Consider the following 18,115-nt stretch of genomic DNA (forward strand, 5'->3'; position numbering starts at 1 on the left):
GGTCATGCCGCCACCGCCGTCCGGGCCGTGAGGATCTCGGCGTAGTGGCCGAGGAGCCGGTCGCCGACCGACTCCCAGGTGCGCTCCGCCACAGCCGCGCGGCCGGCCCGCCCGAACCGGGCCCGCCGCTCCGGATCGACCAGCAGGGACCGGACGGCGCGGGTCAGGGCGGCGGCGTCCCGCGGCGGCACGAGCAGCCCCGTGCGGCCGTGGTCGACCAGGTCGAGGGGCCCGCCGGCCGCCGGCGCGACCACGGGAACCCCGCTGGCCATCGCCTCCTGCACCGTCTGGCAGAACGTCTCGTACGGCCCGGTGTGCACGAACAGGTCCAGCGAGGCGAAGATGCGCGCGAGTTCACTGCCGGTGCGACGGCCGAGGAAGCGGGCTCCGGGCAGCGCCGCGCGGAGTCCCGGGGCGCTGGGGCCGTCCCCGACGACGACCAGCCGCACCCCCGGGAGCAGGGCGGTCCCCGCCAGCAGGTCCACCTGCTTCTCGGGCGCGAGGCGGCCGACGTAGCCGACGAGCAGTTCGCCGCCCGGGGCGAGGGAACGGCGCAGTCCGGGGTCGCGCAGCGCGGGGCGGAACCGCTCGGTGTCCACGCCCCGGGGCCAGAGCCGCACCCGCGGAACGCCGTGCTCCACGAGGTCGCGGACGGCCGCCGAGGACGGGGCGAGGGTGCGGTCGGCGGCGGTGTGCACGGAGCGTATCCGCCGCCATGCGGCGTTCTCACCGGCGCCGACGTAGGTGCGGGCGTAGCCGCCGAGATCCGTCTGGTAGACGGCGACGGCGGGGATGCCGAGACGTGCGGCGGCGGTCATCCCGCGGACCCCGAGGACGAAGGGGCCGGCCAGGTGCACGAGGTCGGCGCGGTGCGCGGCCAGTGAGGCGGCGACCCGCCGGCTGGGCAGCGCCACCCGCACCTGGGGATAGCCGGGGAGCGGCAGCGAGGGCACCCGGACCACCGGGCAGGGATCGGCGGCGGAGATGTCGGGGACGGCCGGGCCGTCGTGCGGCCCGGCCGGCGCGATCACCAGGGGTTCGTGACCGCGCCGGACGAGGTGCCGGGCGGTCTGCAGGGCGCAGTGGGCCACGCCGTTGACATCGGGGGGAAAGGACTCGGTGACGATGACGACACGCATACGGGTGTTGTCGGCCGCCGGGACGTGCCCCCGGCCACGGGCACCTTTCCGCCGGGGGAACGTCCCATGAGCGTTTGCGCGGCCATGCCGCCCGCAGGCGTCACACGGCGGGCATGTCCGGCCCGAACCGGCTGCGGACGGCCGTCTGGACCTCCGCCTCCTCCGCCGGGTCCGCGGCGAGCCGGCGGAGCTGGTCGACGACGCGGGTGTCGCCGATCGCGGCGTGCCGGGCCGCCAGCTCGCGGGTGGTCTCCTCGCAGTCCCACAGGCACTCCACGGCGAAGCCCGCGGCGAACGACGGGTCGGTGGCGGCCAGCGCACGGGCCGCGCGCCCGCGCAGCTGCGAGGAGGAGGTCTCGCGGTAGATGTGGCGCAACACGGGGGCGGCGCAGGCGATCGACAGCCGGCCGGCGCCGTCGACCAGCGTCCACAGCTCGGCGGCGTCCGCGCCCTCGGTGCGGACGGTCGTGCGCAGGGCGGCGAGCACGAGCTCGGAGTCCTGACGGCCGCCCCGGCAGGCGAGCATCCCCGCCGCCGCCCGGCCCACCGCGTCCGGCCGGCGGGCCCAGCCACGGGCCCGTTCCAGCGCGGCCGTGCTGCGCATGCGTTCGAAGGAGGCGATGGCGACCTCCGCCACGACGGCCGACGGGCTCGCCGCGGCGGCGTCCAGCAGGTCGAGGGCCTCGGGGTCCTGCTGTTCCGCGAGGTGGCGCAGGGCGGTGCAGCGGGCCCCGTCCGGGCCCGAGCGGGCGGCTTCGACGATCTCCGGGCGGTCCTCGGGGCCGGCCACGGCGGTCATGCAGCGGGCGGCAGCCGCGTGGCGCGGCTGGGAGGGGTGCTGGTCGAGACCCTGCTGCGCCCAGTCCAGGACTTCCCCGACGCTCCACCCGGGCCGCGGTCCGCTCGGCCTGAGCTGCCGCTGCCAGCGGTCGAAGCTGCCCTGTTCCCGGGCGGCGCGCACCCGGGCCGCGGTGTCCGGGTCGTCCTGGTCGTCCGCCCACAGCCGCCACGGCCGGGGCTCGAAGGCGTCCCGGACGGCCGCGGCGAGGTCCGCCTCGCCCTCCGGGGTGCGGGGGAACCGGGCGACGACCGCCCGGCCGAGGGCCTTCAGCGCGTCGTCCTCGTCGCGGAGGGCCAGCTCGTCCAGGGCCCAGGCCCAGTTGCTGCCGGCGACGGCGTAGCGGCGGAGGAGCAGCAGGGCGTCCGTGCGCCCGTAGCTGGCGAGGTGGCCGAGGACGGCGAGGGCGAGCCCGGTGCGCTGTTCGGAGCCGTCCACCAGGTCGTCGGGATGGAACAGATGCTGTTCGATCGGGTCGAGCCCGCCGTCGAGCTCGAGGTGGAGCCGCGCGTAGTAGAGGGAGCGGTTCTCGATCTGCCAGTCGTGCCGGGGGTCGTGCAGCACACAGTGGTGCAGCGCGGCGAGCGCCTCGGCCCGCGGCGCCGCGAGGGCATGCAGAGTCCCGTCGCCGCGGCCTCGCTGCAGGAGGCCGAGGAGGGTGCCACTGGGCGCTATGTCTGGATCGAACATGAGGTCAGCATCCGGTGCGGTGGGTTCGCTGGCAACGGGATTTCCGCCGACCGGCATTCTTGCCGGTGACCACGGGATCTACGCCTGATGAGCAGCGCGGATTTCCGTACCCGAGCGCCGCAGCCTACCCGGACCGTATGATTCCGCCGAGCCGGGGCGACGAACCGGAGAAACCGCCCTTCAAGGCCCCTGGCATATGCCGGAAGCACCACCGAATCGGGTGTTGCCAAATCCCTTACGGGCCGTCGCTCCCTGTGCAACAGTCGTAACCGGCCTTCCCTCAGACTCGGCCGCGCTTATATCGGAGTACGTGATGCCGCCCCACTCGTTCGCGGACCGTCCAGCCGCTCAGCCGCCGGAGCGCGGCGCGGTGGACGCCCTCATCTCCCAGACCCGCCGCTTACGCGGAGGCGTCGACGCCGTACGGCGGGACACCGCATCGGCCGAGGACGATCCCCGGTTCCGCTGGCAGCGGGCGCTCTGCGACCTCGCGGTGCACCACCTCGACGACCTGGGCCAGCAGCTCGGGCAGCTGCGCGAGGGACTGCCGCCCGACCTCGTCCCCGCCGATGCCGCGCCGGACACCGTCGTCCCCGCGCCGCCCGCCGGGGCGCCGTCCCCCGCCGAGCGGGGTTCCCTGCTCAGCCGGGTGGGCAGCGCCGAGTGGAATCTGCTCACCGACGAAGTGGACTGGTCGGACGAGCTGTTCCGGATCTTCGGGCGCACCCCCGAGGACGGCCCGCTCTCCCTCGACGAGCTGCCGTCCTGGCTGTTCGCGGAGGACCAGGGGCTGTTGACCGCCATGGTCACGGACTGCCTGGTGGACGGGAAGCCCATCGACGGCGAGTTCCGCATCGTGCGTGCCGACGGCTCCGTCCGCACTCTCCACATGATGGGCGAGCCGGTGCTCGACGCCGACGGCTGCACGGCCTCCATGTGGGCCGTGCTGCGCGACGTCAGCGAACTGCGACGCAGCCAGCGGGCGGTGCGCGAGACCCGTGACTCGCTGCAGCGCCAGCGGCACATCGCGCAGACCGAGCGCCGGCTTGCGGTCGAGCTGCAGGAAGCCGTGCTGCCTCCCTGGCGCGGCTCCCTGCGGTTCCCGCAGGGCGGTCAGGCCTCGCTCGACCTGGCCGCCCACTACCTCCCCTCCGGCACCGGCGCCCTCATCGGCGGCAACTGGTACGACGCCCTGCACCTGCCCGACGGGCAGACCCTGCTCAGCGTCGGAGACCTCACCGGACACGGTGTGGCCGCCACCTCCGGGATGGCCATGCTGCTCGGCGCGCTGCGCGGTATGGCGGTCGCGGGCGTGGCGCCCGGAGCGCTGATGGGCTGGCTCAACCAGCTGCTCGACGCCTCGGCCCAGCCCGCTCTGGGCAGCGCCCTCTGCTGCCGCTACGACTCCCGCAGCGGCGCTCTGTCCTGGTCGCAGGCGGGACACTCCGCACCACTGCTGTTCCGCGACGGGGTGGGGCGCCCCCTGCCGCAGCCGGACGGAGTCCTCCTCGGCGCCACCTCCGGAGCCTCGTACGGGCAGGCCGAGGAACAGCTCGCCCCCGGTGACGTGCTGGTCCTGCACACCGGCGGCCTCGCACCCTCCTTCTCCGACCCCACCGGCCCGGACGGCGACGCGGCGGTCCAGCGGCTGCTGGCCCTCGGCCCCCGGCTCTCGGCCGCCCGCAGCGCGCAGGAGTGCGTGCGGATCGTGGCCGAGGAGTTCGGTGAGACGGACCGTGAGGACGACGCATGCGTGATGATCGCCCGGATCGACGCGTAGCACCGGCACCGGCGACCACAGCGCCGATGTCCTTCCCAACGCCCTCTACCGCACCGACCTCCGCGACAGAGACCTCCTCCGGAGCTCGGCGAAGCCTCGGTCTCTGAAGTTCAAGGGGGTCTCTGAAGCTCAAGCGTCTGTTACCGAGCTGTCGTCGCGTCAGGGGGCATCAGGGACGGGAGCCCCGCCGTCCCGAGCGGGCCCCGTCACACCGTCGAGCTCCTGCCCTTGGCGGGGCCCTTCGGCAAGGCCTGCTGGATCTCCTCGCGCAGGTCCTCGATCCTGCCGTATCCGGCGTACTGCCCGGTCAGCCGGTACATCTCGCGGAGCCGGTCCCAGGTGCGGTGCGAGGAGGTCTCCCCCATCGACACCAGCGCGAGCCGGGCGTAGCGGTCGGCCTGTTCCGGGTCGTCGGCGATGAAGCAGGCCGAGGCGAGGGAGATGTAGTCGAAGATCTTCGACCGCTGGCGGCCGTTCTCCCGCAGCCGCAGCGCCTCCTTGGCGTGCCGCTGGGCGATGACGGCGGCGGATGGGTCGTGCTCGGCGAAGGTGCGGAAGGCGAGTGCCTGCATGCCGTGGAGGTCCGCCTCGTCGAACATCTGCATCCAACTCGGCGCCGGGACATCGCCCTTGTCCGAGACGAAGAGCTCCTCGGCCTCGCCCAGCGTGCGGCGCATGGCCTGACCGCGCCCCATCGACGCCTGGGCCCACGCCTCGATGGTGTGCAGCATCGCGCGGGTGCGCGGGAGAGTCTCCTCCCCGGAGCCGGACTTGGCCAGCTTCATCAGATCCAGGGCGTCGTCCGGCCGGCCCAGGTGCACCATCTGCCGGGCGGCGCGGGAGAGCGCCTCGCCCGCCCGCGGCCGGTCGCCGCCCTCGCGGGCGGCGTGGGCCGCGATCACGAAGTACTTCTGCGCCGTGGGTTCCAGACCCACGTCGTGGGACATCCAGCCGGCGAGGACGGCGAGATTGGCCGCCACCCCCCACAGCCGGCGCTGGAGATGGTCGGGGTGCCGGTAGGCGAGCATGCCGCCCACCTCGTTGAGCTGGCCGACCACCGCCTTGCGCTGCAGTCCGCCGCCCCGGGCGGCGTCCCAGGCCCGGAAGACTTCGACCGAGTGCTCCAGCGCCTCGATCTCCTGCGACCCCACGGGGGCCGCCTCGTACCGGTCGAAGGCCGCCGGATCGACAGTGGACGTGCCGCCCCGGACGCCGTCGGCGGCGAGGGACGGGTCGGTGTGGAGCCAGTCGTGCATGGCGCCGGTGAGTGCTGAGCCTGCGGCGAGCGCGGCGCCCGCGCCCACCAAGCCGCGTCGGTTGAGCATGAGGTCCATTCCCGTGAATTCGGTGAGGACCGCGGCGGTCCGTTCGGGCGCCCACGGCAGTCCCTCGGCGGACTGCCGTTTCCCTGCGCGTCCCTGTCGGTCGAGCCCGAGATCCTCGATGGTCACGACACGACCGAGTCGCTCGGTGAACAGGGATGCCAATACCTTCGGCACGGGATCGCGCGGCACTTCGCCGGTGTCGATCCAACGCCGCACCCGCGAGGTGTCGGTGGCCAGCTGCGGATGGCCCATGGCCGCCGCATGCCGGTTCACCAGCCTCGCGAGCTCCCCCTTGGACCAGCCGGCCAGGCCGAACAGGTCCGCGAGTCGGGTGTTGGGTTCCTTGGTCACGTCAAGCCCCCAGGTTCCTCGGCTGAGTTGACAGTAACCGGCCGTCATGGGCCGGGCGACTATTCGCCAGGGTTCGCCAGGGTGCGCCAGATGGTGTGCCACCCGCGGCCGGGTGTCCTGTAGGAACGCGCCTCCCCGGCCTGGCGGGCGGCCCGCATTCCCCAGGGTGCCGGCCGCCCTCGGGGCCGGGAGCGCAACACATCGTCGGCACACGAAGGGATCTGTCACGCCCATGTACGCAGCATCGTCCTCCGTGTCCGCCCCGCCCCGCCCCTACCGCCCGCAGCCGACCGGCAGCGGGCCGTATCTCGACCCGGCCCACGCCGCGACGGTCGGCGGCGGTCGGCCACGGCGGGCGCCGGGGCTGGGCACCCAACCGCTCAGCGGGAGAATCGACTTGTCCGGCCCCCAGGGCGCTCAGCTGCGCACGGTGATCGCTGCGGTGCACCGCATCTGTCCGGAGTTCAATCCGGTGCAGGTGCTCCGGCGCAGCGGGCGGTCCGTACTTCTGGTCGGGACGACGGGCCGCAGCAGCGCCGTCGCCAAGTGCTTACTCGACCACTCCCCCGCCTGGGCGGAGCGCTTCCGGCAGGAAATAGCGGCATACCGCGCGTTCGTCCGGCACCGCCCGCCCGTGCGGGTGCCCCGGCTGATCGCGGCGGACCCGGACAACTGCACGCTGGTGATCGAGCGCATGCCCGGGCGGGTGGCGTCCCTGCAAAGGCACCCGGCCGAGACACCGCCGCGCGCCGACGTACGGGCGGCGCTGGGCGCGATCTGTCGCGTCAACCAGTGGCGGCCCCCGGCCGGCCTGTTCGAGGCCCCGGTCGACTACGCCAGCCGGATGACGCGGTACCACGAGCTGGGGCTGCTCACCGACCGCGACATGGGCGACCTGCAGAAGCTGCTGCACGGGCTGGCGCACGGCGCCGGGAAGCACATCCCGTCGCAGTTCTGCCACGGCGACGCGCAGCTCTCCAATGTGCTGCTGTCCCCCGCGGGCGCCGTCCTCGTCGACTGGGAGCACGCCGGCTGGTATCTCCCGGGCTACGACCTGGCGACGCTCTGGTCGGTCCTCGGTGACGCACCGGTCGCCCGTCGGCAGATCAGCCAGCTGGCCCAGGCCGCCGGCCCGGCCGCTCGGGACGCCTTCCTGGTGAATCTGATGCTGGTGCTGACGCGGGAGATCCGCACCTACGAGACCGCCGTGCAGCGGACCATGCGCGACCCGGCGCCGGCCATGCAGGCTGCCGGCGCGACAGGTGAGGAGCAGCGGCTGCTGCTCCGCCGGCTGCACGACGACTGCGCCATGGCCCGCCGGGCCGTACGGGCGGCGGTCGGCACGCGCTGACCGGAGTGGGGGGGGGGGGGGCGGGGGGGGGGGGGGGGGGGGGGGGGCCCCCCCCCCCGGGGGCCCCCCCCCCCCCCCCACTCCGGGACCACGTTCCCCGCTCCGAAACCCTGCCCCCTGTATCCCGCACCCCGCACCCGACACCGTCCCCAGGCCCTAACCCCGCCCCACGGATCCAGCGTGCTCCGAGGACGCGACGTATGGGCGCGGGGTGAACCCTCTGGGCCGATCGGTCGAAATTACCTGGCGCTCCGCGGCCCGCCCCGGTCCACTCCGCAGGCCCGCAACAGCCTCTCGGCCTTGTGTTCCGTGCCCCTGGCGCCACCTCCATGACGTGCACACTCCTCCGCCGCAGCGTGATTGACGGATCGTCTGACTAGCGATAGCTGTAGTCGGGTTCCACGCCATCCCCATCCCGTCTGCGCATCACCTGGCACGGTCCAGCCCGAGGAGGCTGCTGCATGCGAGGATCCGCTCACGAAGGCGCGAGAAGCACCCGGCGGCTCGGGGGGCGGGCGGTCGTCGCGACAGCCGGCGCCGCTCTGCTGATCCCCCTGGTCGCGGCCGCGCCGTCCGCCACCGCCGCCCGGCCCGACCCGTACTCACTCGAGCAGGCGTTCACCGACGCGGCGCAGCGGTACCAGGTGCCCCGGAGTGTGCTGCTCGGGGTCTCCTATCTGCAGTCCCGGTGGGACAGCCACCACGGGGAGCCGTCGGTCTCCGCCGGCTACGGCCCCATGCATCTGACGGACGCCCGGACCGCGCTGGCGGAGGCCCCTCCCCTGGCGCACGGTGGCGAGGAGGATCCGCGCGGGGACGGTTCCCGGTCGCGCCGGGCCGTTCCCGAGCAGCCGGCCGAGGTTCCGGAGCCGTCGGAGGTGCCGGCCCGGCTGCGGACGCTCCAGCGGGCCGCCGAGCTGACGGATCTCGCCCCGCACCGGCTCCGGGAGGACGACGCGGCCAACATCAGCGGTGGCGCGGCGCTGCTCGCGGCCGCCCAGGAGTCGCTCGGTCTGCCGCTCAGCGCTGATCCTGCGCAGTGGTACGCGGCCGTGGCCCGGTACTCCGGCGCCGACGACCGTGCCACGGCGGCCGGCTACGCCGACGATGTGTTCGAGGTGATCCGGCACGGCGAGCGCCGCACCACCGACAGCGGGCAGGCGGTCGCGCTGCCCGGTGCGCCCGGGCTGGAGCCGGCCACCGAGCAGGCACCGCGGCTGGGTCTGCGGGCCACGGCCGCGGGCAAGGCGGAGTGTCCGGCCGCGGTGGCGTGCGAGTGGATTCCGGCTCCGTACAAGGAGTTCGGCGAGGGGAGCGAGCGGGACTACGGCAACCACGACAAGGCCGACCGGCCCCGCAGCCAGAAGATCGAGTACATCATCGTGCACGACACCGAGGGTCCGTGGGACGTGACGATCGATCTGATCAAGGATCCGACGTACGTCTCCTGGCAGTACAGCCTGCGGTCCTCGGACGGCCATGTCGCCCAGCACGTTCCGCTCAAGGACGTCGCCTGGCACTCGGGGAACTGGTTCGTGAACTCCAAGTCCATCGGGCTGGAGCACGAAGGCTTCCTCACCGCGCCGGACGCCTGGTACACGGAGGCGATGTACCGCGCCTCGGCCCGGCTGGTGCAGCATCTGGCGAAACGATTCGACATCCCGCTGGACCGGCAGCACATCCTGGGCCACGACAACGTCCCGGGCACGACGGCGGCGACGATTCCCGGGATGCACACCGACCCCGGTCCCTACTGGGACTGGGCACACTACTTCGAGCTGCTGGGCGCCCCGCTGCGGTCGACCGCGGACGCGAAGGGCGGTCTGGTGACGATCCGGCCCGACTACGCCCGGAACAAGCCCGTCTACACCGGCTGCAAGAAGGACAGCAAGGAGAAGTGCCCGTCGCACGGCTCCGGCGCCGTCCGGCTGCACACCGCGCCGCGGGCGGACGCGCCGCTGGTCAAGGACATCGGGCTGCATCCGCCGAACGGTGACGACTCGACGACCGGGGTCAACGATCTCGGTGCGCGGGCCTCCACCGGCCAGCAGTTCGCGGTCGCCGAGCGGAAGGGCGACTGGACGGCGGTCTGGTACCTGGGACAGAAGGCCTGGTTCCACAACCCGGCCAAGCAACCGACCGCGGTGAACGCCAAGGGCCGGGTCGCCACCCCGAAGGCGGGCCGGAAGACCGTCGAGGTCTTCGGGCGCGCGTACCCGGAGGCGGCCGCCTACCCGAAGGACATCCCCGTCCAGCCGCTGTCCCCGCTGCCGTACAAGCTGGGGGCCGGCGAGAAGTACGCCGTGGGCCCGAAGATCACCGGTGAGTACTACTACGCGCCGACCTTCGACACCAAGGGCCACCGGGTGGTCCGGGGGAAGCAGAAGTACTACCAGATCCAGGCCGGCCACCGGGTGGCGTTCGTGAAGGCCGAGGACGTGACCGTGCGCCAGTCGGACCAGTAGATCCGGCTCCGGCGGGCTCGGGTGCGGCCCACCCGGGAGACGGCCTGCATCGTCCGTGCCACCGCTCCGCCACCAGCGGGGCGGCGGCACCGCTGTGGGCTCGGCGCGGACGGCCGGGGCCGGCTCCGTGTGACGGCCCTTGCCCCGCTCCGCGTGGACGGCCGGGCGGTCAGCTCTGCTGGAACATCTCCGCGGGCAGCGGCTTGAGCAGCTGGTACAGGTCGTCGGTGATCGGTCGGTCCCAGCTGGCGATGGTGACGAGCACGCCGTCGCTGCGGTCGAACTGGGCGCAGGAGATCCGGCTCTCCGAGAGCTTGATCCGCCGCACGATCAGCAGGTTGTCCTCGTGCATGACCGGGGTGTCCTCGGTCTCGACGACGTGCACCGGCTCCTCGTTGCCCAGGGCGGCGAGGAGCTGGGCCACCTCGAAGGGGGCCTGGTCCTCACCGAGTTCACGGGCCGGGGAGCCCTCGGGCAGATTGCCGATGATCATCGCCGGGCCGCGGCCGCCGAACAGGTCGTAGCGGAGGAAGACGCCCTGGCAGCTGCCGTCCGGGGCAGGCAGCAGGCCCGCGCCGAGGTTGCCCGGCCAGTCACTGGGATCCATCGCGAGGACATCGAAGTCCGGCCCGGTGGGCGTGGCTGCGCTGCGGCGGCGGAGGAAGGACATGCCGACATGGTACGTGCCCGCCGACCGAGCGCGATCCGCACCGGGGCGCCGCCGGGAGCGTGCCGTGGTGCTCCGGGGAGCGCGCACCGGCGGTCGACCGGCCCGGTGCGGGGCCGCACGCCGGGGAGCGGCGGCGCCGGGGCCGCGGCCGTCCGAACGGACCGCCCGAACAGCCCGGCGGCCCGTCAGCCGGACCGCCGTGGTGGTGGCGCGGCCGGTGGCCGGTGTTCCTCCGTCACCGGACCCACGAGTCCGGCTTCGTAGGCGAGGATCACCGCATGCGTACGGTTGTTCGCATTGAGCTTGGCCAGCAGGTTCCCCACGTGGGTCTTGACCGTCTCCACGGTCACGGTCAGCCGGGTGGAGATCTGCTGGTTGGACAGCCCCTGGGCCATCAGGCGGACGATCTCGGTCTCACGGTTGGTGAGCGTCGCGGCACCTCCGGTGGCCGGGTCCCGGCGGACGAGCCGCCCGGGGGCCGGTGGCCGGACGGCGCCGGGGAACAGCACGGAGTCACCGGTGGCGACCAGCCGGATGGCGTGCGCGATCTGCTGCGACGGGGCGCGCTTGCGGATGAACCCGCTGGCGCCGGCCCGCAGGGCGTCGTGGACGTGCTCGTCGTTCTCGAAGGTGGTGATCACGACGACCTTGGGCGGACGGGGCAGCTCCGCGTGCAGCCGGCGGGTGGCCTCGATGCCGTCGACCCGCGGCATCCGGAGGTCCATCAGCACCACGTCGGGGCGCAGCTCGGTGACGAGCGGGAGCACCTCGTCGCCGTCGGCCGCCTCGCCCACGACGTCCAGGTCGGGCTTGGCGGACAGCAGGGTGCGCAGCCCGGTGCGGGTGAGTTCCTCGTCGTCGACGATGAGGACGGTGACCGGCCGTTCCTCGGCGGCAGCGTGGGCCGCGGGGGTGCCGCTCATGGCGCGGGCCGCAGCGGCAGCCGTGCGACGAGCCGCCAGCGCCCGCCTCCGCCGGGCCGGGCCGGGTCGTCCGCGGGGCCTGCGGTCACCTCGCCGCGCAGCAGCCGGACCCGTTCGGTGATCCCGGTGAGCCCGTGCCTGTGCCGTCCGGAGGGGCGGCTCGCCGCGGTGGCGACGGGGTTGGTGAGCTCCACCTCCAGCAGGCCGTCGCGGACGGCGACCCGCAGGGTGAGTCCGGTCTGCCCGCCGTGCCGTAACGCGTTGGTCAGGCCCTCCTGGATGATCCGGTACGCCTCCCGCGACACGGTGGCGGGGACGTGGCCGAGGTCGCCGGTGGTCTCCACGGTCAGCTCGGCGCCCGCCCGGCGGACGGTGCCGGTGAGAGCTCCGAGGTCGGTCAGCGTGCGCCGGGGTGCCGTGGGGGACGGTTCCGCGCGGAGGACGCCGAGGACGTGGTCGAGGTCGTCCATCGCGGCGCGCGAGGTCTCCTCGATGCTGCTCAGGGCGCTGAGGGCGGCCTGCGGGTCGCTGCCCAGGAGTTCCTTGGCGACGGCGGCCTGAATGGTGGCCGCGGTGAGGGTGTGCCCGATCGAGTCGTGCAACTCCTGGGCAAGCCGGTTGCGCTGGGCCTCCTGACGCATCCGCTCCTCGGCGGCGGCCAGCCGCTCGGCGGGCCGGAGGTCCAACAGAGCCGGGGCGAGCAGCCGCAGCAGCGCCGCTCCTCCGGCGGTGACGCCGCAGGCCGCCACCAGGCACGCGGCGGCGACGCCCAGGGTCCACAGGCCCTGCGGGCCCGCCGCCACCCGGACTTCGGTGCGGTGGATGTCGATGGCGCCTCCGCCGCCGAGCCAGACCGTGACGAAGGCGACGGCCGCGAAGAGCAGCAGCCCGGTCACCGCGGTCACCGCGGCGCCGAGCGCCATGTGCGGCAGCAGCCAGGCCGAGGTCCGCAGCCGGTCGGCCCAGCGGGACCGCGGGGCCGCGGCCGGGGCGGGGAGTCCGGTTCCCAGCAGGCCGTTGGCCAGTCGCACGCTCCCCCGCCGGGCGGCGGCGGGCGCGCCCATGGCCACGATCACCACGACCGTGGCGAGGCAGCCGCCCGCCACTCCTGCCGGAGTGGGGTGGCCGGCCGCCGCCAGGACGGCGGTCAGGGGCGGCAGGCTCAACGCCGCCCCGAGGCACGCATGGAGCCAACTTCGGTACACGGCACCGCCGAACAGCGGTCGCATCATCGTCTGCACGCCGGAACAGTACGTCCGTGCCGGGAGGCGGCACCTCCCCCTGAAGAGCCAGACCGGGGGCCGTTGGGCGGAGTCGGCGCTTCCGTGCGGTACGGCCTGCTGCCGGGTGCCGCGTCGACGTGCCGCCCCTCTTCCGGTGGTTCACCACGGCGCGGTTCCGGCTTCCGCGTGCGGGCTCACTCCTCCGGGCCGGCCTCAGGAACGGGAACGGTCCTGTCCCGGCGCCGCGCGTGTTCGGCGCGTGGCTGGTCCCGTGCGTTCTGTGCGCACGCGCTGGACTTCCTCGCGCCGCGGGCGCCCGAGGGCGGTCTGACGCTGGTGGCGGCCGACGGTCCCGAGGTGCGCGGGCTGGGGGCGGGCGAGCGGCCGGTCACCGTGCGCGGGGCGCTGGCCGATCTGACGGCGTGGCTGGCGGGCCGGGTCCCGGAGGGCCCGGTCGACGCGGAGCCGGGGCCGCTCCCCGGACTCCGGCCGTGGCCCTGACCGTCGGGATGCGCCGGTCCGCCCGCCCCGGCGGGTGGGCCGGCGCCGGGGGGGGGGGGGGGGCGCGGGGCCGCCCGCCCCCCGCCCGGGCCGCCGGGCAGCGGGGCGCGGGGGGGGTCGCCGCGCGGGGCGGGGGGGGGGGGGCCGGGGGGGGCCGGGGCGCCGGGGCGCGGGGGCCGCCCCCGGGACCCGGGCGGGGCCCCTCCCGGGGGGTCGCCGCCGGCCCCCCCCCCCGGGGGGGGGGGCGGCCGCCGCGCCGCGGCGCCTCGTCGGCGGCCGCGGCGCGGAAGCGGGGCCCCGGGCGTTACCGGCCCGCGGCCCCGCCGTGGACGCTCAGGTGAGGTCGAACTCGCCGTCCCGGGCGCCGAGGACGAACGCGCGCCACTCCGCCGGGGTGAAGATCAGCGCCGGGCCCTCCGGGTTGCGGCCGTCCCGCATCGCGATGTAGCCCTCGATGAAGGCGATCTGGACATCACCCGTCCCCTGGCTGCTGGACTGCCACTCGGCGTTGCTCAGGTCGAGCTGAGGCTTCTTGAATCCTGCCGGCGCCTGCTGTGTGGTGCTGTCGGCCACGTCCGTGCTCCTCCCGGTTCGTCTGCCCGGTCAGCCTAGCGATCGTCACCGGTGGCGCACAGGCCGTGCGCACATCAGGACCGGGGCGGCTCGGAGCCGACCAGCCACATGGCGAAGAACTGGGAGCCGCCGCCGTACGCGTGTCCGAGCGCTGTGCGCGCGCCCGCCACTTGATGCTCCCCCGCCCGGCCGCGGACCTGGAGCGCCGCCTCGGCGAAGCGGATCATTCCGGAGGCCCCGATGGGGTTGGTGGAGAGCACCCCGCCCGAGGGGTTGACCGGCAGGTCGCCGTCGAGTTCGGTGGCGCCCGACTCGGTGAGCTTCCAGCCCTCCCCCTCGGCGGCGAAGCCGAGGTTCTCCAGCCACATGGGCTCGTACCAGGAGAACGGCACGTACATCTCGACCGCGTCGATCTCCCGGCGCGGGTCGGTGATGCCCGCCTGCCGGTAGACGTCCGCCGCGCAGTCCTTGCCGGCCTGCGGGGAGACGAAGTCCTTCCCGGCGAACATGGTGGGCTCGCTGCGCATCGCCCCGCCGTGCACCCAGGCCGGCGGGTGCGGGGCGCGCCGGGCGCCGGCCCGGTCGGTGAGGACCATGGCGCAGGCGCCGTCCGAGGAGGGGCAGGTCTCGGAGTAGCGGACGGGGTCCCAGAGCATCGGGGAGGACTGGACCTTCTCCAGGGTGAGCCCGGTCTCGTGGAGGTGCGCGTAGGGGTTCTTCAGCGCGTTGCGCCGGTCCTTGTAGGCCACCAGCGCACCGACGGTGGACGGCGCGCCGGAGCGGCGCATGTACGCCCGCACGTGCGGGGCGAAGAAGCCGCCCGCCCCCGCCAGCAGCGGCTGCTGGAAGGGGATCGGGAGCGACAGTCCCCACATGGCGTTGGATTCGGACTGCTTCTCGAAGGCGAGGGTCAGGACGGTCCGGTGGACGCGGGCGGCGACGAGCCCGCCGGCCACGAGTGCCGTGGAGCCGCCCACGGAGCCCGCGGTGTGCACCCGGAGCATCGGCTTGCCCACGGCGCCGAGGGCGTCGGCGAGGAACAGCTCCGGCATCATGACGCCCTCGAAGAAGTCGGGGGCCTTGCCGATGACGACGGCGTCGATGTCGGCCCAGTCCAGCCCGGCGTCGGCGAGGGCGCGGACGGCGGCCTCCCGGACCAGTCCGGCCAGCGACACGTCGTGCCGGGCCGCGACGTGTTTCGTCTGGCCGATGCCGACGACGGCCACGGGTTCTCGGGTCATCGCTCGGCTCCTTCGAGGACGGCGACCAGGTTCTGCTGGAGGCAGGGGCCGGAGGTGGCGTGGGCCAGGGCGCGGTCGGACGCCCCGCGGTGGATGCGGGCGGCGGCCTCGCCGAGGCGGATCAGGCCGGCGGCCATCACCGGGTGGGCGGCGAGCGCGCCGCCGGAGGGGTTCACGGTCACCGTGTCGTCCAGCCGCAGGGCCTTGCGGAGCACGACCTCCTGGGAGGTGAAGGGGGCGTGGATCTCGGCGGTGTCGACGGGCCGTTCGAAGGCTCCGGCCCGCTCGGCGGCGAGCCGGGCGGAGGGCGAGTCGGTCAGGTCGCGGACCCCGAGGCTGTGGGCCTCGATGCGGTGGTCCATGCCGCGGATCCAGGCGGGGCGGGGGCACAGCCGGCGCGCGGTGGCTCCGGCGGCGAGGACGACGGCGGCCGCGCCGTCGCTCACCGGGGGCACGTCGTGCCGGCGCAGCGGCCGCACCAGGTACTCCTCGGTGAGCAGTCCCTCCGGCGGCGCCGAACCGGTGACCTGGGCGTGCGGGTTGCCCCGGGCCGCGGTGCGGCTGCGGGCGGCGATACCGGCGAGGGCCCGCTCGTCGGTGTCGCCGGCGTCGATCAGCGCCTGGGCCTGGAGGGCGGCCAGGGAGACGGCGTCCGGCCAGAGCGGTGCCACGTAGTAGGGGTCGAGCTGACGGGTGAGCACGTCCCGGAGCTCGCCCGGGGAGGACTTCCCCCAGGCGTAGACGAGTGCGGTGTCCGCCTCGCCGGTGAGCAGCCGGACCCAGGCCTCGTACAGGGCCCAGGCGCCGTCCGTCTCGACGTGCGACTCGGAGATCGGCGGCCAGGCGCCGACCCCGTCGAGGGCCATGGTGAACGAGAAGGCCCGCCCGGCGAGGTAGTCGCTGGAGCCGGAGCAGGTGAAGTCGATCTCCCCGGTGCGCAGGTCCACCTGGCGCAGGACGTCCTCCAGGACGGGGATCAGCATCTCCACCTCGGAGACGTCGGCGGTGCTGCGCCGGTGGTCGGTCTGGGCGAAGGCGACGATGGCCACGTCCCGCGTCACAGCAGCTCCCGGTAGGTCTCGTAGGCGGCGTCGGGTTCGCCGGTGGGGCGGTAGTGGTCGGGGTGCCGGCTGCCCTCGGTCCAGACGGGTTCGACGCGCAGCCCCATCCGCACCCGGTCGTAGGGGATGCCGCCGATGCGGCCGTGGAGGGCGAGGTCGGCGCCGTCCAGGGCGATGTGGGCGTAGACGTAGGGCACCTCGATGTCGAGGTTCTTCGCCTTGATGTTGACGATGCAGAAGGTGGTGACGGTGCCGCGGGGGCCGACCTCGACCTGTTCGCCGGTGGCGACGCCGCAGGTGGGGCAGGCTCCGCGGGGCGGGACGTAGACCTTCCGGCAGGCCGGGCACCGCTCCCCGACGATGCGCCGGCCGGCGAGCGCGGCCAGATGGCGGCTCTGCGCGCGGCCGGGCGCGTAGGTGTAGTCGAGCCGGGCGGGGGCGACGATGCCGGTGACCGGGTCGTCGAACACACCGTCGTGCGGGGCGGGTTCGGCCGCTTCCGGGTCGGTTCCGGCGGTGTCCGGGGCGGGTTCGAAGCAGGCGATGTCGGTGATGGCGCCGGTGCGCTCCGCGGCCCAGCGGATACGGACCCGCAGTCCGGTGCGGACGTGCTCCGGCCCCGGGACGTCGAGGGCGTGCAGCAGCGCGGTGTCGGCGCCGTCGAGCCGGACGAGCACCCAGGCGAAGGGCCGGTCGAGGGGGCCGGCGCGGCGCGGCTGCGGGTTCCAGGCCCAGGTGGTGACGGTTCCGGTGGTGCCGACCTCGACGAGTTCGCGCAGCTCGGCGGCGGTGACGGGGTCGTACTCGGCCGGCGGGACGAGAACCCGGCCGTCCGCCGTGCGCGCCCCGAGGACGGTGCGCTCGCGGAGGCCGGTGAGGAACGCGCCGCGGACGGGGCCGAGGGAGCGGGTGAAGGGGAACTCGAGGACCAGCGGGGCGCTCAGCACCTCGGGGCCGGGGGTGGACGGCATGGCGTGGCTCCTTCCAGGGGCCGGTGCCGGTGGGCCGGTCGTCAGGCACGCCGGAAGACGGGGGGCCGCTTCTCGGCGAAGGCCCGGGAGCCCTCCTTCGCGTCGGCGGTGCCGAAGACGGGCCAGCCGAGCTCGAATTCGCGCCGCAGGGCCTCGGTCTCGCCGAGCTCCGCGGCCTCGTGGACGGACGCCTTGACGGCCTCCACGGCGAGCGGGCCGTTGGCGTTGATCAGTTCGGCGGTCTCCAGGGCCCGTTCCAGCGCGGTGCCGTCCGGGACGACATGGCCGATCAGGCCGATCCGCTCGGCCTCGGCGGCGCTGTACGGGCGGCCGGTGAGCAGCATCTCCAGGGCGTGGGTGCGGGGGATCTGCCGCGGCAGGCGGACCGTGGAGCCGCCGATCGGGAAGAGCCCGCGCCGGACCTCGAACAGGCCGAAGGTGGCGCTCTCGCCCGCGATCCGGATGTCGGTGCCCTGGAGGATCTCGGTGCCGCCGGCGACGCAGGGGCCCTCCACCGCGGCGATGACCGGTTTGCGGGGGCGGTGGTGCCGGAGCAGGGCCTTCCAGTGGAGATCGGGATCGGCCTTCATCCGGTCCCGGTACTGCTCCCCGCCGGAGCCGTCGCCCGCCAGGGACTTGAGGTCCATGCCGGAGCAGAATGCTCCGCCCGCGCCGGTCAGCACCACGGACCGGATGGCGTCGTCCGCGTCCGCGGCCAGCCAGCCGTCGTACAGGCCGACCAGCATGGGGAGCGACAGGGCGTTCCGGGCCTCCGGCCGGTTCAGGGTGAGCACCAGGGTGGCGCCTTCGCGCCGCTCGGTGAGGTGTTCCGTCTTCACGCCCACGGCTTCCTCCTGTCGTCGGCCCGTGGCCGGGCCGGGGTCGGGGCGCGCCGGCCGGTCGCTCGCCGGACGTGGTGCGGCGGGCCGGCGCAGCGCTGCGGACCGGGTCCGCGGGTGGTGTCCGGCACCGGCGGGGACCGTCCGCCCCGCCGCGCCGGCGCGGCACCGGAA

General features: G+C 74.6%; 15 protein-coding genes. 4 read left to right on the top strand and 11 right to left on the bottom strand.

What is annotated here, in order from left to right; all coding sequences use genetic code 11:
- Window positions 1-2: 2 nt before the first annotated feature.
- Together ACFYYR_RS29630 and ACFYYR_RS29635 are read right to left on the bottom strand one after the other, a co-directional pair.
- Window positions 3-1,139 carry a glycosyltransferase family 4 protein gene (locus tag ACFYYR_RS29630; protein ID WP_388860280.1) on the bottom strand — a complete coding sequence of 379 codons (1,137 nt, stop codon included), beginning with the start codon at window positions 1,137-1,139 and terminating at the stop codon, window positions 3-5.
- Between the two features lie 100 nt (window positions 1,140-1,239).
- Window positions 1,240-2,667: a HEAT repeat domain-containing protein gene (locus ACFYYR_RS29635; RefSeq protein WP_388860283.1), complete on the bottom strand. Its 1,428-nt coding sequence runs from the start codon at window positions 2,665-2,667 to the stop codon at window positions 1,240-1,242.
- 313 nt (window positions 2,668-2,980) lie between these two features.
- On the opposite strand from ACFYYR_RS29635, the gene ACFYYR_RS29640 reads away from it, so the two are divergent.
- Window positions 2,981-4,447, top strand: coding sequence for a PP2C family protein-serine/threonine phosphatase (locus tag ACFYYR_RS29640; RefSeq protein WP_388860286.1), 1,467 nt, complete (start codon window positions 2,981-2,983; stop codon window positions 4,445-4,447).
- Window positions 4,448-4,653: 206 nt separating this feature from the next.
- Here the strand turns inward: ACFYYR_RS29640 and ACFYYR_RS29645 are convergent, their stop codons facing one another.
- Window positions 4,654-6,123, bottom strand: a complete 1,470-nt coding sequence (locus ACFYYR_RS29645) for a hypothetical protein (protein ID WP_388860289.1) — start codon at window positions 6,121-6,123, stop codon at window positions 4,654-4,656.
- 232 nt (window positions 6,124-6,355) lie between these two features.
- Here ACFYYR_RS29645 and ACFYYR_RS29650 point away from each other — a divergent pair, with 232 nt between their 5' ends.
- Window positions 6,356-7,474 (top strand): aminoglycoside phosphotransferase family protein, encoded by a 1,119-nt coding sequence (locus tag ACFYYR_RS29650; protein ID WP_388860292.1) that lies wholly within the window; start codon window positions 6,356-6,358, stop codon window positions 7,472-7,474.
- A 461-nt stretch (window positions 7,475-7,935) separates the two neighbouring features.
- A complete protein-coding gene (locus ACFYYR_RS29655; RefSeq protein ID WP_388860295.1) occupies window positions 7,936-9,939 on the top strand; it encodes an N-acetylmuramoyl-L-alanine amidase in 2,004 nt (667 codons plus the stop codon).
- 169 nt (window positions 9,940-10,108) lie between these two features.
- Here the strand turns inward: ACFYYR_RS29655 and ACFYYR_RS29660 are convergent, their stop codons facing one another.
- The 3 genes from ACFYYR_RS29660 to ACFYYR_RS29670 form a co-directional block, all read right to left on the bottom strand.
- Window positions 10,109-10,609 (bottom strand): hypothetical protein, encoded by a 501-nt coding sequence (locus ACFYYR_RS29660; protein WP_388860298.1) that lies wholly within the window; start codon window positions 10,607-10,609, stop codon window positions 10,109-10,111.
- Window positions 10,610-10,794: 185 nt separating this feature from the next.
- Window positions 10,795-11,532: a response regulator gene (locus ACFYYR_RS29665; RefSeq protein WP_388860301.1), complete on the bottom strand. Its 738-nt coding sequence runs from the start codon at window positions 11,530-11,532 to the stop codon at window positions 10,795-10,797.
- Complete coding sequence (locus ACFYYR_RS29670) at window positions 11,529-12,764, bottom strand: sensor histidine kinase (RefSeq protein ID WP_388860465.1); 1,236 nt, start codon at window positions 12,762-12,764, stop codon at window positions 11,529-11,531. The genes ACFYYR_RS29665 and ACFYYR_RS29670 overlap by 4 nt, the downstream gene beginning before the upstream one ends.
- A 177-nt stretch (window positions 12,765-12,941) precedes the next feature.
- Here ACFYYR_RS29670 and ACFYYR_RS29675 point away from each other — a divergent pair, with 177 nt between their 5' ends.
- Window positions 12,942-13,256 carry a hypothetical protein gene (locus ACFYYR_RS29675; RefSeq protein WP_388860304.1) on the top strand — a complete coding sequence of 105 codons (315 nt, stop codon included), beginning with the start codon at window positions 12,942-12,944 and terminating at the stop codon, window positions 13,254-13,256.
- A 333-nt stretch (window positions 13,257-13,589) separates the two neighbouring features.
- On the opposite strand, the gene ACFYYR_RS29680 is transcribed toward ACFYYR_RS29675, so the two are convergent.
- The 5 genes from ACFYYR_RS29680 to ACFYYR_RS29700 all read right to left on the bottom strand — a co-directional run bounded on the left by ACFYYR_RS29680 (window position 13,590) and on the right by ACFYYR_RS29700 (window position 17,947).
- Window positions 13,590-13,829 carry a DUF397 domain-containing protein gene (locus tag ACFYYR_RS29680; protein ID WP_351506911.1) on the bottom strand — a complete coding sequence of 80 codons (240 nt, stop codon included), beginning with the start codon at window positions 13,827-13,829 and terminating at the stop codon, window positions 13,590-13,592.
- Between the two features lie 74 nt (window positions 13,830-13,903).
- The gene (locus tag ACFYYR_RS29685) at window positions 13,904-15,070 is read right to left on the bottom strand and encodes a thiolase domain-containing protein (RefSeq protein WP_388860307.1); all 1,167 of its coding nucleotides are present in this window, start codon (window positions 15,068-15,070) and stop codon (window positions 13,904-13,906) included.
- Complete coding sequence (locus ACFYYR_RS29690) at window positions 15,067-16,131, bottom strand: thiolase domain-containing protein (protein WP_388860311.1); 1,065 nt, start codon at window positions 16,129-16,131, stop codon at window positions 15,067-15,069. Before ACFYYR_RS29690 ends, ACFYYR_RS29685 begins: the two co-directional genes overlap by 4 nt.
- Window positions 16,128-17,102 (bottom strand): OB-fold domain-containing protein, encoded by a 975-nt coding sequence (locus ACFYYR_RS29695; protein WP_388860314.1) that lies wholly within the window; start codon window positions 17,100-17,102, stop codon window positions 16,128-16,130. Before ACFYYR_RS29695 ends, ACFYYR_RS29690 begins: the two co-directional genes overlap by 4 nt.
- Window positions 17,103-17,143: 41 nt before the next feature.
- On the bottom strand, window positions 17,144-17,947 hold the full coding sequence (locus tag ACFYYR_RS29700) for a crotonase/enoyl-CoA hydratase family protein (RefSeq protein WP_388860317.1): 804 nt from the start codon (window positions 17,945-17,947) through the stop codon (window positions 17,144-17,146).
- Window positions 17,948-18,115: the final 168 nt, after the last annotated feature.

This window comes from Streptomyces sp. NPDC001922 (genome assembly GCF_042891165.1).
GTDB lineage: Bacteria > Actinomycetota > Actinomycetes > Streptomycetales > Streptomycetaceae > Streptomyces.

What these genes read in the sequence shown, in the direction of transcription:
- ACFYYR_RS29685 (WP_388860307.1), bottom strand. Translation starts at nt 15,070, where the DNA reads ATGACCCGAGAACCCGTGGCCGTCGTCGGCATCGGCCAGACGAAACAC.
- ACFYYR_RS29660 (WP_388860298.1), bottom strand. Translation starts at nt 10,609, where the DNA reads ATGTCCTTCCTCCGCCGCCGCAGCGCAGCCACGCCCACCGGGCCGGAC.
- ACFYYR_RS29630 (WP_388860280.1), bottom strand. Translation starts at nt 1,139, where the DNA reads ATGCGTGTCGTCATCGTCACCGAGTCCTTTCCCCCCGATGTCAACGGC.
- ACFYYR_RS29670 (WP_388860465.1), bottom strand. Translation starts at nt 12,764, where the DNA reads ATGATGCGACCGCTGTTCGGCGGTGCCGTGTACCGAAGTTGGCTCCAT.
- ACFYYR_RS29650 (WP_388860292.1), top strand. Translation starts at nt 6,356, where the DNA reads ATGTACGCAGCATCGTCCTCCGTGTCCGCCCCGCCCCGCCCCTACCGC.
- ACFYYR_RS29695 (WP_388860314.1), bottom strand. Translation starts at nt 17,102, where the DNA reads ATGCCGTCCACCCCCGGCCCCGAGGTGCTGAGCGCCCCGCTGGTCCTC.
- ACFYYR_RS29640 (WP_388860286.1), top strand. Translation starts at nt 2,981, where the DNA reads ATGCCGCCCCACTCGTTCGCGGACCGTCCAGCCGCTCAGCCGCCGGAG.
- ACFYYR_RS29635 (WP_388860283.1), bottom strand. Translation starts at nt 2,667, where the DNA reads ATGTTCGATCCAGACATAGCGCCCAGTGGCACCCTCCTCGGCCTCCTG.
- ACFYYR_RS29665 (WP_388860301.1), bottom strand. Translation starts at nt 11,532, where the DNA reads ATGAGCGGCACCCCCGCGGCCCACGCTGCCGCCGAGGAACGGCCGGTC.
- ACFYYR_RS29655 (WP_388860295.1), top strand. Translation starts at nt 7,936, where the DNA reads ATGCGAGGATCCGCTCACGAAGGCGCGAGAAGCACCCGGCGGCTCGGG.